We start from the raw sequence: 16,187 nt of genomic DNA on the forward strand, positions 1-16,187 counted from the left end.
TCCGGGGGAGACAGTTTTGAGACATTTGCTGCTGGCCGTTCTGGCCATGTCGGCCGTATCGGCGACCGCCGAGGCCCAGACCATCCGTCAGACCGTCAGCGATTATCGCGACGCATTCCGTCAGCTCGAGAACGAGGACTGGCCGACGCCGAACGAGATTCGGCCGGCCCACGGCGCGCCGGGTCCGGAATACTGGCAACAGCAGGTCGATTACTGGATCGATGTCCGCCTCGATGAGGACGCCCGGCGCATCAGCGGCATTGCCGAGATCACCTATCACAACAACTCGCCCTTTGCGCTCGACTATCTCTGGTTCCTGATGGACCAGAACCGTTTCCGCCGCGACAGCTGGGACAATCTCACCCGCACGGTGTCGAGCACCGATCAGATCTCGTCGACCGCTGCCCGCCGCATGATGCGCATGCAGGAATGGGAAGGCGGCTTCGATGTCGGCACGGTGACGGATTCCGAAGGCCGCGCGCTTCAGACGCGCCTCGTCGACACGCTGATGCGAATCGACCTGCCCGACGCGCTGCAACCGGGCGAACAGGTCTCCCTCACCATCTCGTGGGAATACAATCTGCCCGAGGAGAACGTGGTTGGCGCCCGTGCCGGCTACGAATGTTTCGAGGAAGAGACCGAGAACGGCGACTGCATCTATCTCGTGGCGCAATGGTTCCCGCGCGCCGCCGCATTCACCGACTATGAGGGCTGGCACAACCTGCCATTCCTCGGCAGCGGCGAATTCACGCTGGAATTCGGCAATTACGAGGTCGCGATCACCGTTCCCGCCGATTTCATCGTCGCCGCGACCGGGGAATTGCAGAACCCGGACAACGTGCTGACGCAGGCCCAGCGCGACCGCCTGGAACAGGCGTTGACAGCCGAGGAGCCCGTCTTCGTCGTCACGCGCGAGGAAGCGCTGGCCAATGAGCGCGAAGGCACGGACGACACGGCCACCTGGCAATTTCGCGCGGAGAATGTCCGCGACTTCGCCTGGGCCGGTTCGCGCAAATTCATCTGGGACGCGCTCGGTGTTCAGCAGGACGGTGAGGGGGAATATCCCGACACCGTGCTCGCCATGTCTTTCTACCCGAACGAGAACGAGCCGATCTGGTCGGCCTATTCGACGCGGGTGATCGAGCACACGCTGGATGTCTATTCCAGCTTCTCCTTCCCCTATCCCTATCCCACGGCGCAGTCCGTGTCCGGGCCGGTGGGCGGGATGGAATACCCGATGATCACCTTCAACGGGCCGCGCACGGTCCGAGACGAGGATGGAAACATCACCTATTCGCGCGGCACCAAGACCTTCCTGATCGGGGTCGTGGCGCACGAAATCGGTCACATCTACTTCCCGATGACGGTGAATTCCGACGAGCGCCAGTGGACCTGGATGGACGAGGGTATCAATTCCTTCCTCGACTTCATGACCCAGCGCCTGTGGGAAGAGGACTATCCAACCAACGAGGCCGAGCCTGACAACATCATCGGCTACATGACCTCGTCCAACCAGCAGCCGATCATGACGCAGTCCGATGCCGTGACGGCGCTGGGCCCGAACGCCTATTCCAAGCCCGCGACGGCGCTGGTCATACTGCGCGAGACGATTCTCGGCCGCGAATTGTTCGACGAGGCCTTCCGCACCTATGCCCGGCGCTGGCGTTTCAAGCGGCCAACGCCCTACGACTTCTTCCGCACGATGGAAGAGGTGTCAGGTCATGATCTCGACTGGTTCTGGCGCGGCTGGTTCTATTCCACCGAGCACGTCGACATTGGCCTCGAGTCGATCGTTCTGGCTCAGGTCGATACAGGCAATCCGGAGATCGAGAACGCGCTGGCTCGAGCGGAAGAGGACGCGCTGCCGGAATCGCTGACTCAGCGCAACAACCGCGAAGCCGGGCTGCAGACCTATGCGCAGCGCAACCCGGAAGTCGTCGATTTCTACAGCCTCAATGACGAGCACATCGTCACAAATGCCCAGCGCCGTACCTATGAGCGCTATCTCGAGGGGCTCGAGGACTGGGAGCGCGAATTCCTCGACAGCGGCACCAACATCTATCTGATGACCTTCCGCAATGACGGTGGGGTGGTGATGCCGATCATCCTCGATCTCAGCTTCTCCGACGGGACCACGGAGCACATCCGCATCCCGGCGCAGATCTGGCGGCGCAATGCGAACGAGGTCACCTGGCAATTCGCCACCGACCGCGAACTGGTCCGCCTGGAGATCGACCCGTTGCACGAGATTGCCGACGCCGACCGGTCGGACAACGTCTTCCCGCCGGAAATCCGCCGCTCGCGCATCGAGCTGTTCCGGTCGTCCCAGTCCAGCAACACGCTTCAGGACATGGACCTGACAGTCACGGAAGACAGTCTCGACACCCGCCCCGAGCGCGGTGGTGACGACGAGGAATGATGCGGATTCGCGCCCTTTGTTGCGGTCTGGCGGCGGGCCTTGCGCTCGCCGCCGCACCCTCCGCATCAGCGCATCGCATTCATTCCGCATTGACCGAGGTTCGCCCCAATGAAAACACCGGCGAACTGGAGATTGTCCACCGCGTCTTTTTCCACGATCTGGAAGTGGCCCTGATCGAATCCGGCATGGACGACGAGGCGCCGCCGCTCGGCGAAATCTGGCTTGATTCCGCCGATCGCTATGTCCGCGACCGCTTTGCGATCGGGATCGATGGCGCAAGCCTGCAACTCGACTATGTCGGAGCGGAGGTCGATGGGCAGTTCGCCTGGATCTACTACGTGACGCCGATGCCGGATGAATATGATGGCGTAACTATCGACAATCGCTTGTTGATCGACGCCTTTCCGGATCAGGCGAACATGACGAATGTGATCCGCGGCGAAACGGTCCGGACGATTCTTCAGGTGCCCGGACGGCGCGGTTCGGGCAGGGTCGACTTCCCCGACCGCTGACCCGGCTTGAAGTGAGCGCGCAACAGCGCCATTTTCCGCCGCGATATGGCGACCCTGATCGATAATCTCTCCGAAGCCGCCAAGGCGCGTGCTGCCCGTCACCCGGAAAAGCAGAAGCGTCCCGACTCGCCCATCCAGCGCAAGCCGGACTGGATTCGGGTGCGGGCGCCTGTGGGCGAAGTGTTTTCCGAGACGAAGAAGCTGGTGAAGGACAATGGTCTTGTCACCGTGTGCGAGGAGGCCGGCTGCCCGAATATCGGCGAATGCTGGTCGCAGAAGCACGCGACCTTCATGATCCTCGGCGACACCTGCACCCGCGCCTGCAGCTTCTGCAATGTGAAGACGGGCATGCCCGCGCCGGTCGATCACGACGAAGCGCGCCGGATCGGCGAGGCCGTCGTCACCATGGGTCTGGAACACGTGGTGATCACCTCGGTCGACCGGGACGATCTCGACGATGGCGGTGCGCAGCATTTCGAGGACGTGATCAACGCGATCCGCAATGCCTCGCCGAAGACGACGATCGAGATCCTGACGCCGGACTTCCTGCGCAAGGCCGGGGCGCTCGAACAGGTCGTCGATGCGCGCGCCGACGTGTTCAACCATAATCTCGAAACCGTGCCGCGGCTCTATCTCTCGATCCGGCCGGGCGCGCGCTATTATCACTCCCTGCGCCTACTCGAGCGGGTGAAGGAACGTGACCCCTCCCAGTTCACCAAGTCCGGCATCATGGTCGGCCTCGGCGAGACCAAGGAAGAGGTGATGCAGGTCATGGACGACATGCGGTCCGCCGGTATCGACTTCCTGACCATCGGCCAGTACCTGCAGCCGACGCGCAAGCACGCCCCGGTCGATCGCTTTGTCACGCCGGAAGAATTCCGCGCCTATGAAACCATCGCCCGGGCCAAGGGCTTCCTGATGGTCTCGGCGACGCCGCTGACCCGGTCCAGCTATCACGCCGGCGACGATTTCAAGCGGCTCCGCGCCGCGCGCGAGGCGGAGCTCGCGAAGGCGTGAGCAGCCGGTTGGACGAACGCATGCGTATCCGGCATCGGCCGGAAGACGTGTTCGAACTCGTCTCCGACGTGCGCCGCTACCCGCAATTCATCAAGTATCTGAGTGCGTTGCGCGTGCGCAAGGAGCGCAGCGAGGGTTCGGTCACGTTTCTCGAGACCGAAGCGGTCGCCCGCTACCGTTTCGTCACCGAACGCTTTGTCACCGCGGTGACGCTCGACCGTGACGCGCTCGGTGTCGAGGTGAAGCTGATCGAAGGGCCGTTCAACACGCTGGAGAATGCGTGGGTCTTTCACAGGCTCGGCGACGGCTCGACCCTCGTCGATTTCATGATCGACTTCGAATTCTCGAATCCGCTGCTTCAGACGCTGCTGGCCGCGAACAAGGAACGCGCGGTGCACTTCATCATCAACGCCTTTCGCGCCGAGGCCGGCCGGCGCTACCAAACCGTCGGTTCCGAGAGCTATGACTGGTCAGCCGACCGCGTCGCGCAGTAGCTGAAGCGCGAAGCGCACCGTTTCGGTCCGGACCTGCGAGCGGCCGAGTGCCCCGAATTCCTTCTTGTAAGCCATCACGCCCTCCGGCCCCGCCAGTGCAAACCAGACGAGACCTTCCGGTTTGTTCTCCGACGCCCCCGGACCGGCAACACCGGTGACGGCCACGGCGAATTTCGCCTTCGAGTTTTTCAACACACCGGAGGCCATTGCGCGGGCAACGTCTTCCGAGACCGCCCCGGGACCACCGTTGCCATAAAGCTCGGACGGCACACTCAGCATCTCGTTCTTCGCGTCGTTCGAATACGTCACGAAACCGCGATCGACGACGTCAGAGCTTCCCGCGATCTCTGTCAGGCTGGCGGCAATGAGGCCGCCTGTGCAGCTTTCCGCAGTCGCGATTTTCACGCCTGCATTCCGGGCGCGCTCCAGTACTTCGTTGGCGAGTTCGCGCAATGACGGCGCGGGCAGGGTGCCGATACCGCGCCGAACGGTGACGCTGGCCTGTGCAGCCAGACCCTCGCGGCGCCCGGTGAAGCCCAGCCCTTCGGTGGTCGTGGCCTTAACGCTGACGCGCGCCAGCGGAATATCGAGGATATCCGCGATCCGCGCCCGCATCGCGTCCCGGTATTTCGAGACCTTCGGGCGTTCGCAGATCAGTGTCACATCAACATGGCGGATATCCGCGCCTGCGGACCGGGCCAGCCCGGCCGCGTGCTGCAGAAAGCGGTCAGAAGACGCACCTCGCCATTGCGGATCACTGGGCGGGAAATGCTGTCCGATATCGCCGGCGGCGATCGCACCGAGCAGCGCGTCGGTGATCGCGTGCAACCCGGCATCGGCATCTGAATGCCCCACGAGGCCGAGACCTTCCTCGACGCGGACGCCGCACAGCATCATGTGGTCGGCCGGCTCCAGTCGGTGAACGTCGAACCCGCTTCCCGTCACGCAATCGCCGCTGGTCAAGATCTGCTCCGCCCGTTCGAAATCGCTTGCGAGTGTCAGCTTGAAATTCTCCTCCGCGCCCGCGACCGTCGCCACACTCAGCCCCGCCGCACGCGCCACTTCGGCATCGTCGGCCATCGCCGTATCGTCGGGCAGGCGATCATAGGCGGCCAAGAGCGCATCGAGGCGGAAACCTTGAGGCGTCTGCGCCCGGAACAGGCCCGACCGGTCGATGGCGGTTTCGGCCAATCCCTCTGAACCCCGCCACAGCGCGTCGGAAACCGGCAGGACGGGCAGGGCGCTTTCGCACCGCGCCAGCGCGTCGATCACACGGTCGATGAGGGCTGCAGACACGAAAGGCCGCGCTGCGTCATGGATCAGAACCAGTTCGGCGTTGCCGGGAAGAGCGGCCAGTCCGGCCCGGACAGACGCGGTTCGTGTTGCCCCGCCAGGAACGAGGACGGCTTCGATGTCACCGAGAGCCTCATGGGCCAGTCGCGCGTCGTCCGGATTGATGACGACGACGAGCGAGTCCACACCCGGATGCCGGTCGAGAACCTCCGCCGTCCGGCGCAACACCGCGACGCCGCCGAGCATCCGGTATTGCTTGGGTATACCGCCTCCGGCGCGTTCACCGCGTCCTGCGGCAACAATGATGGCGGCGGTGCGGGGCATTGCGGCTCCGGGCAGGTTTCAATAGGGTCCGCGCCGATTTCAGACAGGAACGGCCCAGAGTCCAGCCCATGACGGTGAAGATCGGAAACCATGTCGTGCGCGCGCCCGTGCTTCTGGCGCCGATGTCCGGCGTCACCGACCTGCCGTTCCGCAAACAGGCCTGGGCCTTCGGCGCCGGACTCGTGTTCAGCGAAATGGTCGCCAGCGAAAGCCTCGCGCAGGGGCGCGACGATGTGATCCGGCGCATGGCGCGCGACGATACGGGCGGTGGCCCGCACATCGTCCAGCTCGCCGGCCGCGAAGCGAAATGGATGGCGGTCGGGGCCGAACTCGCTGCCGCGGCCGGGGCCGACATCATCGACATCAATATGGGCTGCCCCGCCAAGCAGGTGACACGCGGCCTGTCGGGGTCCGCCCTGATGCGCGATCTCGATCATGCCATGACCCTGATCGAGGCCACGGTCGGCGCAGCCGGCGTGCCCGTCACCCTGAAAATGCGCCTCGGCTGGGATCACGACTCGATCAATGCGCCGGAACTCGCCCGTCGTGCCCAGGATGCCGGGATTCACATGGTCACCGTCCATGGCCGAACCCGGCAACAATTCTACAAGGGAAGCGCGGACTGGGCTGCCGTTCGGGCAGTTCGGGAGTCCATCACTATTCCGCTCGTCGTCAATGGCGATATCGGCACGACCGAGGCCGCCCGGGACGCCCTGGCGGCGTCCGGTGCCGACATGGTGATGATTGGCCGCGCTGCGCAGGGCCTGCCCTGGCTGCCCGGGCAGATATCCGCTGAACTGGCGGGCAAGACCGTCCGGATAACGCTTGACCGAAAGATCGAGGCGCTGGCGCAACAACTCCGCGACTCGATCGCACTCTATGAAGAACACATCGGCATCCGGATGATGCGCAAGCATTTCGCTTCTTTCGTCGAGGCGGAATTTCCGGCGACCGACCAACCGGTTCTGCGTTCGGCGCTATGCCGCGCCTCGACCGAAACAGAAGCCCTGCACGCGCTGGATGCCTGCCTGGTGCCAGCCCCGTCGAAAGCTGCAGCCTGACGCCCTGTTGCGAGAACAACACATGACTGTTGATTCCGGGCAACAGGCGGGTTTACTCTCCCTTCGTGACCGCAAGTTCAGCATCGTCTTCCCGCGCCGCGCGCCGCGCCATCACGCCTCCCAGCCTCTATTCGAGCCTGGTAGGCGGCGGCTTTGCGATGGCGATCGTCATTCTCGCGGCGGCGGCGTTTCAGCTCATTCTGGGAAATGAAGCGGGGTCGGGCGGGTCCTCGCCGCTTCGCGTTCTGCTTTACGTCAATATCGTCATCATCGCAGGTCTGGCCGTGGTCGTTGGCTGGCGCGTCGCCCGTCGTCTGACAGGCCGCCGTTTTGGCGAACCGGCACCGCGCCTGCATCTGCGCTTCATCACGATGTTCACCGTCGCCGCCGCGATCCCGACCATCCTGGTCGCGGTGTTTCTCGGCGGCGTGCTCACCCGCGGTGTCGAATACTGGTTCGGTGAACGCGTCAGCGCCGTGGTCGAGGGGGCTGCCAGTGCGGCGCGCGAGGTGGTGGAGCGTGAGGCAGACGAGGCCTCCGAACAGATGCGGCTGATGGCGCTCGACCTCAGCCAGCCCGATGCGGTCACGGCCTTCTCCAACGCCCGGATCCAGTACACGCAATATCTTCGTCAACAGACGATCGTGCGCGGCTTCCGGGCCTCCTATATCGTTGACGGGCAGGGCACCGTTCTGGCGCGGGCCGAAACGCCCGACAGTCCCGACTTCATTCCGCCATCCCCGCGTCTGTACGAACTGGCTCGCGATGGCGATATCGGCGTTTCGACGCCGGAGCAGGCGAGTGTGGGCGATGCATCGATGCGGGCCCTGATGCAGATGACGGCCTATGAGGACGTGTATCTCTACGTCTTCCTCAACATCGACCTGTCGGTGCTGCAGCGCGCCGAGACGGCGATCGTCGAACTGCGCAACGCCGGTCAGCGCGAAGCCCAGCTCGGCCCGATCTATATCCTCGTCTATCTCGAGACGGCGCTCCTGATCGTGCTGGCGGCAATCTCGCTGGCGCTCGGCGCGGCGACCCGGATCGTCCGGCCCGTCTCCAACCTCGTGGGAGCGGCGGAACGCGTCCGCCGCGGCGACCTGGATGCCAGAGTCGAGGTCAAACGCGAGGATGACGAGATCGCGACCCTCGGCCTGGCCTTCAACCGCATGACGCGCCAGCTCCGCGGCCAGCGCCGCGAGCTCGTGGCGTCGCACGCCCAGTCGGAACGCCGCCGGGCCTTTACCGAGGCCGTGCTGGCGGGTGTGACGGCGGGCGTCATCGGCCTCGACGAGGACAATTGCGTCACCCTGGTCAACCGGTCGGCCTGCGCCCTTCTGGAGCGCGAGGAGGGGGAGCTGGTCGGTCATTCGATCGGCGAAGTCGCCCCGGCCCTGCTTGGAGCGGTCGAGGCTGCGCGGCGGCGTCCGGGCGAAGTTGCCGAACTTCAGACCGACATTGAATCCTCGGACGAGACCGCCCTGACCGTGAATGTCCGGGCGGCGGTGACCTCCGATGCCGGCCTGGTCCTGACCTTCGACGATATTTCCCGTCTCGTCGCCGCTCAGCGGAACGCCGCCTGGCGCGATGTCGCGCGCCGGATCGCGCACGAGATCAAGAACCCGCTGACCCCGATCCAGTTGTCGGCGGAACGCCTGCGCCGGAAATACCGCAAGCATGTCGAGGATCACGATGTCGAGACCTTCGACCGCTGCACCGATACGATCGTGCGCCAGGTCAGCGATATCGGCCGCATGGTCGATGAGTTCTCGTCCTTCGCCCGCATGCCGACGCCGCGAGTCGAAGCGACAGACATGACGTCGATGGTCCAGAGCGCGGTCTTCGCCCAGCGCGTCGCCAGTCCCGAATTGAAGGTCGAGTTCGCGGCGTCCGGCGAACCGGTGCGCGCCCTGTGCGATGAGCGACTTGCGGTCCAGGCACTGGCCAACATCCTGAAGAACGCCGCGGAAAGCGTCACCGCCCGCTGCGACCGCGATGGTGGCAAGACGGTTCCGGGCCGCATCGCCGTCACCCTGGTTTCCAATCGCGGATTTGCCGTGATCGAGGTGTGCGACAACGGGCTGGGCTGGCCGACACCCGACCGTGAACGCCTGACCGAACCCTATATGACGACGCGTGAAAAGGGGACCGGCCTCGGTCTTGCGATCGTGAAACGCGTCATGGAGGACCACCAGGGCCGTCTGGAACTCGACGTTCCCGATGCCGGACCTGGAGCGGTTGTCCGTCTTTACTTCCCGCTGACCGAAGCGGCAGACGCCTATGGCGAAACTGCCGGTACAGGAGAGTAGTGCGTCATGGCGAAAGACATCCTGATCGTCGATGACGAGGACGATATTCGCGACCTCATCTCGGGACTTCTTGAAGACGAGGGTTATCAGGCCCGCGAGGCGGCTGATGCCGATGGGGCGCTGCAGGCGATCCGGTCGCGCAAGCCGTCACTGATCGTTCTCGATGTGTGGCTGCAGGGGAGCCGGCTCGACGGAATCGAACTGCTCGACCTGATCCGCAAGACCGACCCGGACCTGCCCGTCATCGTCATTTCGGGTCACGGCACGATCGAAACGGCGGTCGCGGCGATCCGGAAAGGGGCCTACGACTTCCTCGAAAAGCCCTTCAAGAGCGACAAGCTGCTCGTGACGGTCGAACGCGCGCTCGAAACCTCCCGGCTGCGCCGCGAGAACGCCGAACTGCGCACCAAGGTCGACCTCGAAACCGAACTGGTCGGCAAGTCGCCCCTGATCGCTCAGCTGCGGCATCTCGTCGACCGCGTCGCGCCGACCAATTCCCGCGTCCTGATTTCCGGGCCGGCGGGGTGCGGCAAGGAGCTGGTCGCGCGCCTCATTCATGCCCGCTCGCCGCGCGCCGACGCCGGCTTCGTTGCGGTCAATGCCGCGGGTATGGTGCCCGAGATGGTCGAGCAGGAATTGTTCGGCCAGGAGGGCGAGGACGGAAGCGTCACCCGGGTCGGCCTGCTTGAACGGGCGCATGGCGGCACGCTGTTTCTCGACGAAATCGGCGACATGCCGACGGCGTCGCAGAACAAGCTACTGCGCATGCTGATCGACCAGCGCTTCCACCGGCTCGGCGGGACGACCGACGTTCAGGTGAATGTCCGCGTCGTTTCGAGCTCGTCCAAGGATTTGCGCGATCTGATCGGGCAGGGGCGGTTCCGCGAAGACCTCTATCACCGCCTCGCCGTGGTTCCCGTCCAGATTCCGGCACTGGCCGATCGCCGCGAGGACATCCCCCTGCTGGTCGATCATTTCATCACGCGCATCACCTCGATGTCGGGCCTGTCGCGACGCCAGATCGGCGATGATGCGATGGCGGCACTGCAGGCTCACGACTGGCCCGGCAATGTCCGCCAGCTTCGCAACAATGTCGAACGCCTGCTGATTCTCGCAGCGGGGGACGACGACCAGCCGATCACGCTCGACTCTCTTCCGTCGGAAGTTGCAGGCCGGGAAACCAGCGACGCCGGTTTCGACGCCGAGCGCATGATCGCACTGCCGCTGCGCGAAGCACGGGAGAATTTCGAACGCGAATATCTGAAGGCCCAGATCAGCCGGTTTGGCGGCAATATCTCGCGCACCGCGGCCTTCATCGGCATGGAACGTTCGGCATTGCACCGGAAGCTCAAATCACTGGGTGTGACGCCCGCCTCGGCACGAGCCGATCTCGACGATATGATCGAGTAGAGATCGCGGGAGATTTCCGATGAAAGCTGTCGTTTGCGGCGCGGGCCGCGTTGGATACGGGATCGCCCGCGCCCTGTCGCGTGAAGGCAATTCGGTGACCGTGGTCGACTGGTCGGCCGAGCTGATCAACAAGGTCACCACCGACCTCGATGTGCGCGGCATCGTCGGGCACGGCTCGCACCCCGACGCGCTGGAACGCGCCGGGGCCGCCGATGCGGAATTGCTCGTCGCCGTGACCTATTCCGACGAAACCAACATGATCGCCTGCCAGGTGGCCCACTCGCTGTTCAATACGCCGATGCGGATCGCCCGCGTAAGGGCGCAGAGCTATCTGGAGCCGGCCTGGCGCGATCTGTTCACCACGGGGCATCTGCCGATCGATGTGGTGATCTCGCCGGAACTGGAGGTTGGCCGCGCCATCCTGCAGCGCGTCGAGACACCCGGTGCCTTCACGACGGCCCTCTTCGCAGGCGGCCGGATCCAGCTTCTCGGACTTCAGGTCGACGAGAATTCGCCGGTCGCCGGATCCTCGCCGGACCAGTTGCGTGAACTTTTCCCGGATTTGCGCCTGACGCTTGTCGGCATCGACCGCGACGGAAAGCTGTTCATTCCCGACCGCTCCGACCCGATCCTGGCGGGAGATGAGGCCTATCTGGTCATCGAGCCTGCCCGGCTCGATCGCGTGCTCGACATCTTCGGCCGTGCCAGCGAAAAGGTGCGGCGCGTTGTCATCGTCGGCGCAGGCAATATCGGCGTCTACGTGGCCCGCTCGCTGGAACGCCTGGGCGGGTTGAAGGTCCGGTTGATCGAGGCCGACAAGAAAAAGGCCGAGGCCGCTGCGGACCAGTTGCGCAAGACCGTGGTGCTTCATGGCGACGGCCTCTCGCCGGGATTGCTGCGTGAGGCGGCAGCCGACCGGGCCGAACTGGTCGTCTGCGTCACGAATGACGACAAGGTCAATCTGATGAGCGCTGTCATGGCCAAGCGGGAAGGGGCGGCCCGAACCATCTGCCTGGTCAATGAACAGGCCTTCGCCGACCTGCGTGAACCGCTCGAGATCGATGCCTTCATCGACCCGCGCTCGACGACCGTCTCGACCATCCTCCAGCATATCCGCCGCGGCCGGATCACCGGCCTGCAGTCTCTTGGCGGCGGCAAGGCCGAGGCCCTCGAGGGCGTGGCGTTGGCAACGTCTCCGCTCGTCGGCAAGTCGATCGACGAAATGGACCTGCCCGACGGGGTCGCCCTCGGCGCGGTGGTCCGGGGCGACAAGGTTCTGATGCCGGGCGACGGGGAGACCATCCGGGAAAACGACCGCGTCCTCCTGTTCGCGGAAACAGCGCTCGTGACCAAGGTCGAGCAGCTGTTCCGGGTCAGCCTCGAATACTTCTGACGTTCCGGCGTGGACAGCCTCGCCTTTCTCCGGCCCCTGGGGCTCAGCTGGATCGCTCTCGGCATCTTCATGATCGCCGCCAGTCTCCTGGCACTGGTGTTTTCGCTGATGGCGGCTGCGGTGGCCTATGCCGTGACGGCGCTTGTTCCGCTTCTGGTCGGCGGGGTTGTCGCGCTCGCCACCAGCCAGTCGGGAACGCGCACAAGAAGCGCCGACGTATCCGCGTTCGTCGCGCTTGCCTGGGCGATCTCGCCACTGTTCGCCGCTCCGGCATTCGCGCTGCTGGTCCCGGAATTCACCGCGATGGACGCGGTGTTCGAATCCTATTCCGCACTGACGACGACCGGAGCGATCCTGCTCGCGCCGGATGACGCCGGCCGCGAAATCGTCCTGTGGCGCTGCGTGATGAGCTTCACCGGCGGGTTCGCAACACTGGTGTTTGCCGCAGGCCTCCTGGCCGTGCTCGATCGCGGGGCCCAGCAGCTCCGCAAGACCATCCTCCTGACCATCGACCCGGAGAACGTCTTTTCCCACCTGCACGTGGCGGCGGGGCGCATATTCGCGGTCTACGCGCTTCTGACACTCGGCTGCTTCGTCTTGCTGCTGATCACCGGCGTGCCGGCATTTGATGCGCTCTGCCTGTCGCTTTCGGTACTCTCGACCGGAGGCTACAGCCCGGTGGGCGGGCCATTGACGGTCCACTATCCGGCGATGGCCACTGTCGTGCTGTGCGGGGCCTGCCTCGTGGCGTCGATCAACATCGCGGTCGTGTGGACCTTCAATCGCGGCCATGACTGGCGGCCCGACCCCGAAATGATCGGCTTCTTCGGACTCCTGTTCGCGCTTTGGGGTATCTCGATGGTGTCAGTCGATGCCGCGCACCCGTTCTCGACGCTGGCCGAGGCCATCTTCGCCATCACCACGACGGGGTTCACCGCCAGCGCCGAAAGCGGCTTCCTGCCCGTCGCCGCCTTGTTTGTCGCGCTCGTGGGTGGATCCGCTGCCTCGACCACGGGCGGGATCAAGGTCTCGCGCTTTGTTCTGCTATGGCGCCAGATCTTTACCGATCTCGGCCGGCTGTCGCACCCATCGAGCGTGCTCAACATGCGTTATCGCAACAAGGATGCGCGCAGCGGCGGCTTCACCGCGCTCTGGACCACGGTCCTGGCCTTCGTCGCGACCGTGACGATCTCGACGGTGATCGGGTCCGCGCTCGGCGACGGCTTCGAACAGGGCTGGACCGCCTCGATGGCCGCGATAGCAAATGCGGGCCCCTTGTTCGATCGCGCCGAGGGCGGGCAAAGCTGGGCCGTCTTCTCGACGCCAAACCAGATTCTGTTCATCGTCGTGATGGTGCTCGGGCGGCTGGAAATCATGGCCGGTGCCGCGGCGCTGCTTGCCATCCTGCGAAAGGACTGACGTCTCATGCCCCGCATTGCCTATGTCGACGGTGCCTATCTGCCGCATGCCGACGCCGCCATTCATATCGAGGATCGGGGCAACCAGTTCGCCGACGCGGTCTATGAGGTCTGGGCGGTGCGGGCAGGGGGGCTGCTCGATCTGCCAGGACACCTGAAACGCCTGCGCCGCTCGCTCGGTGAACTTCGCATCGCGGTGCCGATGAGCGATGCCGCGCTGACCCTCGTCCTGCACGAGATTGTCCGCTGCAACCGGTTGCGCAACGGTCTGATCTATCTGCAGATCTCGCGCGGCGTGGCCCCGCGCGACCACGCCTTTCCAACGCCCGCCGCCTTGCCCACCGTGATCATCACGGCCAAGCGCACTGATCTGGCGGCCGCCGAGGCCAAGGCCGCCAGGGGAATCGGCGTCATCACCCTGCCGGACATCCGGTGGGGCCGGCGGGACATCAAGACTGTGTCGCTGTTGCCGAACGCCCTCGCCAAGCAGGCCGCGAAGGAGGCCGGTGCCGGCGAGGCATGGATGATCGATCCGGACGGAACGATCACCGAAGGCTCGTCCTCGAACGCCTGGATCGTGACTCCGGACCATGTGCTCGTCACGCGCGCGGCGTCGAATTCGATCCTCAACGGGATCACCAGGCTGGCCGTCATCGATGCAGCCAGCGGCGAGAAGCTCGCCTTCGAGGAACGCGCCTTCACCCGCGACGAAGCACTGGCGGCGAAGGAGGCTTTTGTCACCTCCGCCTCGGCGCATGTGACGTCCGTTGTCACCATCGACGGGCTCAAGGTCGGAGACGGCAAGCCGGGTCCGGTGGCCATGGGCCTGCGAAAGGCCTATCTTTCCGCAGCGCGGCAAAATTCTGTTGCGCTGCACCATCGAGCGGCCGGTCCACTGGTTGCGCGCAAGGCGAAGCGGCGTATACCTTGACGCCATTGAGAGTGTGAGCCGCGCGAGTCGCGGGGAGAGAAGGCATGTCCCAGGAAAAAAAACAAAATTTGCAGGACGTGTTTCTGAACGCGGTCCGGAAATCGAAGACCCCGCTGACCATCTTTCTGGTCAACGGTGTGAAGCTGCAGGGCATCGTCACCTGGTTTGACAATTTCTGCCTGCTGCTGCGCCGCGATGGCCAGTCCCAACTGGTCTACAAGCACGCGATTTCGACCATCATGCCGTCACAACCCGTCTCTCTGTTCGAGGGCGAGCGCGATGACGGTGATCAGGACGGCGAGGCTTGATCGAAACCGAAACGCCGGCCGACCGGGTTTACGTCATCCATCCGCAGATCAGCGGGCGGACCTATGACGTCCAGGCACGCCTCGAGGAGGCGTGCGGTCTCGCTGAAGCGCTCGACCTTGAACTCGCCGGCGGCGATGTCACCCATGTCCGCGCCATTGATCCCGGGCGCTTCTTCGGATCCGGCAAGGCGGAACAGATCCGCCTGAAACTGGAGGAGGAGCACGCCGCGGTCTGCGTCGTCGATGCCAAGCTCTCCCCGGTCCAGCAGCGCAATCTCGAGAAGACATGGAACGTCAAGGTCGTCGACCGGACAGGACTGATCCTTGAAATCTTCGGACGGCGCGCCCGGACCAAGGAAGGGCGGCTTCAGGTCGAACTGGCCCGGCTCGCCTATGAACGTTCGCGCCTGGTGCGCACTTGGACCCACCTCGAACGCCAGCGCGGCGGCGGCGGATTCCTCGCCGGTCCGGGCGAAACCCAGATCGAGACCGACCGGCGCCTGCTGGACGACAAGATGGCCAAGTTGCGCCGCGAACTGGATGACGTCCGCCGGACCCGCGCGCTGCACCGCAAGCAGCGCCAGGACGTGCCGTATCCGCTCGTTGCGCTCGTCGGCTACACCAATGCCGGCAAGTCGACCCTGTTCAACCGGATCACGGGCGCCAGCGTTCTGGCCAAGGACATGCCCTTCGCCACGCTCGACACCACGGTCCGGGCGTTCGAGACGCCGAACGGGATCAAGGCGCTGATGTCCGACACGGTCGGTTTCATCATCGACCTGCCGACCGAACTGATTGCCGCCTTCCGCGCCACGCTGGAGGAGGTGAGGGATGCCGATGTCCTGATCCATGTCATGGACGTTTCAGCGGCCGATTTCGACCTTCACCGCACGGCGGTCGAGACAATCCTCGATGATCTCGAAGCCGGCGTGAATCACGGCCAGACGGTGATCGAGGTCTTCAACAAGATCGATCTCTGGGACGACGACCTCGACGAGGCCCCGCCGAAAAAGGGCGAGGGCGTGTTCGAGACCATCGCCATGTCGGCCCTGACCGGCGAGGGCACGGAACGCTTCATGGCCGCGATCGAGCGGGCGCTGCTCGAACGGGCGCGCGTGCTGACCGTCGAACTCGGGCCGGGAGAGGGCAAGGCCCATGCCTGGCTGCACAGACATGGCGCAGTGCTGCGCGAGACGTCGAACAGCGAAACCGGTGCGATCTCGATGACGGTGCGGCTGACCCCGGAAGATGCGGGCCGGTTCGCCGTGGCCTTCCCGGAGCTTGGCCGGGAATTCTGA

Annotated in this window: 13 protein-coding genes; 12 read left to right on the plus strand and 1 reads right to left on the minus strand. The window is 64.7% G+C overall.

The genetic code is table 11. The annotated features are described in order from the left end of the window. The first annotated feature begins 46 nt into the window (after positions 1–46). Genes ACFOOR_RS00460 through ACFOOR_RS00475 form a run of 4 tightly spaced genes read left to right on the plus strand, consistent with a single transcriptional unit; the run spans position 47 to position 4,442 of the window. Positions 47–2,419: a M1 family metallopeptidase gene (locus tag ACFOOR_RS00460; RefSeq protein WP_380213811.1), complete on the plus strand. Its 2,373-nt coding sequence runs from the start codon at positions 47–49 to the stop codon at positions 2,417–2,419. After that, positions 2,419–2,931 (plus strand): DUF6702 family protein, encoded by a 513-nt coding sequence (locus tag ACFOOR_RS00465; RefSeq protein ID WP_343163713.1) that lies wholly within the window; start codon positions 2,419–2,421, stop codon positions 2,929–2,931. The genes ACFOOR_RS00460 and ACFOOR_RS00465 overlap by 1 nt, the downstream gene beginning before the upstream one ends. Positions 2,932–2,976: 45 nt before the next feature. Next, positions 2,977–3,948 (plus strand): lipoyl synthase, encoded by a 972-nt coding sequence (gene lipA / locus ACFOOR_RS00470; RefSeq protein WP_343163712.1) that lies wholly within the window; start codon positions 2,977–2,979, stop codon positions 3,946–3,948. Positions 3,949–3,968: 20 nt separating this feature from the next. After that, the gene (locus ACFOOR_RS00475) at positions 3,969–4,442 is read left to right on the plus strand and encodes a type II toxin-antitoxin system RatA family toxin (protein ID WP_343163711.1); all 474 of its coding nucleotides are present in this window, start codon (positions 3,969–3,971) and stop codon (positions 4,440–4,442) included. On the opposite strand, the gene ACFOOR_RS00480 is transcribed toward ACFOOR_RS00475, so the two are convergent. Next, a complete protein-coding gene (locus ACFOOR_RS00480) occupies positions 4,419–6,059 on the minus strand; it encodes a bifunctional 2-C-methyl-D-erythritol 4-phosphate cytidylyltransferase/2-C-methyl-D-erythritol 2,4-cyclodiphosphate synthase (protein ID WP_343163710.1) in 1,641 nt (546 codons plus the stop codon). The genes ACFOOR_RS00475 and ACFOOR_RS00480 overlap by 24 nt on opposite strands. Before the next feature lie 68 nt (positions 6,060–6,127). Between ACFOOR_RS00480 and dusB the strand changes: the two genes are divergently transcribed. The 8 genes from dusB (at position 6,128) to hflX (ending at position 16,187) form a co-directional block, all read left to right on the plus strand. Continuing rightward, positions 6,128–7,120 carry a tRNA dihydrouridine synthase DusB gene (gene dusB, locus ACFOOR_RS00485; protein WP_343163709.1) on the plus strand — a complete coding sequence of 331 codons (993 nt, stop codon included), beginning with the start codon at positions 6,128–6,130 and terminating at the stop codon, positions 7,118–7,120. 65 nt (positions 7,121–7,185) lie between these two features. Next, positions 7,186–9,429: a sensor histidine kinase NtrY-like gene (locus ACFOOR_RS00490; RefSeq protein ID WP_343163708.1), complete on the plus strand. Its 2,244-nt coding sequence runs from the start codon at positions 7,186–7,188 to the stop codon at positions 9,427–9,429. A 6-nt stretch (positions 9,430–9,435) separates the two neighbouring features. Then, the gene (gene ntrX / locus ACFOOR_RS00495) at positions 9,436–10,839 is read left to right on the plus strand and encodes a nitrogen assimilation response regulator NtrX (RefSeq protein WP_343163707.1); all 1,404 of its coding nucleotides are present in this window, start codon (positions 9,436–9,438) and stop codon (positions 10,837–10,839) included. A gap of 19 nt (positions 10,840–10,858) precedes the next feature. Next, positions 10,859–12,232: a Trk system potassium transporter TrkA gene (gene trkA / locus ACFOOR_RS00500; RefSeq protein ID WP_343163706.1), complete on the plus strand. Its 1,374-nt coding sequence runs from the start codon at positions 10,859–10,861 to the stop codon at positions 12,230–12,232. A gap of 9 nt (positions 12,233–12,241) precedes the next feature. Beyond that, positions 12,242–13,651, plus strand: coding sequence for a potassium transporter TrkG (locus ACFOOR_RS00505; protein WP_343163705.1), 1,410 nt, complete (start codon positions 12,242–12,244; stop codon positions 13,649–13,651). A gap of 6 nt (positions 13,652–13,657) precedes the next feature. After that, positions 13,658–14,581 (plus strand): D-amino-acid transaminase, encoded by a 924-nt coding sequence (locus ACFOOR_RS00510; protein ID WP_343163704.1) that lies wholly within the window; start codon positions 13,658–13,660, stop codon positions 14,579–14,581. A gap of 44 nt (positions 14,582–14,625) precedes the next feature. Next, on the plus strand, positions 14,626–14,889 hold the full coding sequence (hfq, locus tag ACFOOR_RS00515) for an RNA chaperone Hfq (protein WP_343163703.1): 264 nt from the start codon (positions 14,626–14,628) through the stop codon (positions 14,887–14,889). Next, positions 14,886–16,187, plus strand: coding sequence for a GTPase HflX (gene hflX, locus ACFOOR_RS00520; RefSeq protein ID WP_343163702.1), 1,302 nt, complete (start codon positions 14,886–14,888; stop codon positions 16,185–16,187). The genes hfq and hflX overlap by 4 nt, the downstream gene beginning before the upstream one ends.

Origin of the sequence: Hyphobacterium vulgare (genome assembly GCF_042643335.1) — a bacterium.
Classification (GTDB): domain Bacteria; phylum Pseudomonadota; class Alphaproteobacteria; order Caulobacterales; family Maricaulaceae; genus Hyphobacterium; species Hyphobacterium vulgare.

Coding starts and splice junctions, on each gene's coding strand:
- ACFOOR_RS00480 (WP_343163710.1), bottom strand. CDS start 6,059: ATGCCCCGCACCGCCGCCATCATTGTTGCCGCAGGACGCGGTGAACGC.
- dusB (WP_343163709.1), top strand. CDS start 6,128: ATGACGGTGAAGATCGGAAACCATGTCGTGCGCGCGCCCGTGCTTCTG.
- ACFOOR_RS00465 (WP_343163713.1), top strand. CDS start 2,419: ATGCGGATTCGCGCCCTTTGTTGCGGTCTGGCGGCGGGCCTTGCGCTC.
- ACFOOR_RS00510 (WP_343163704.1), top strand. CDS start 13,658: ATGCCCCGCATTGCCTATGTCGACGGTGCCTATCTGCCGCATGCCGAC.
- ACFOOR_RS00475 (WP_343163711.1), top strand. CDS start 3,969: ATGCGTATCCGGCATCGGCCGGAAGACGTGTTCGAACTCGTCTCCGAC.
- ntrX (WP_343163707.1), top strand. CDS start 9,436: ATGGCGAAAGACATCCTGATCGTCGATGACGAGGACGATATTCGCGAC.
- hfq (WP_343163703.1), top strand. CDS start 14,626: ATGTCCCAGGAAAAAAAACAAAATTTGCAGGACGTGTTTCTGAACGCG.
- ACFOOR_RS00460 (WP_380213811.1), top strand. CDS start 47: ATGTCGGCCGTATCGGCGACCGCCGAGGCCCAGACCATCCGTCAGACC.
- trkA (WP_343163706.1), top strand. CDS start 10,859: ATGAAAGCTGTCGTTTGCGGCGCGGGCCGCGTTGGATACGGGATCGCC.
- lipA (WP_343163712.1), top strand. CDS start 2,977: ATGGCGACCCTGATCGATAATCTCTCCGAAGCCGCCAAGGCGCGTGCT.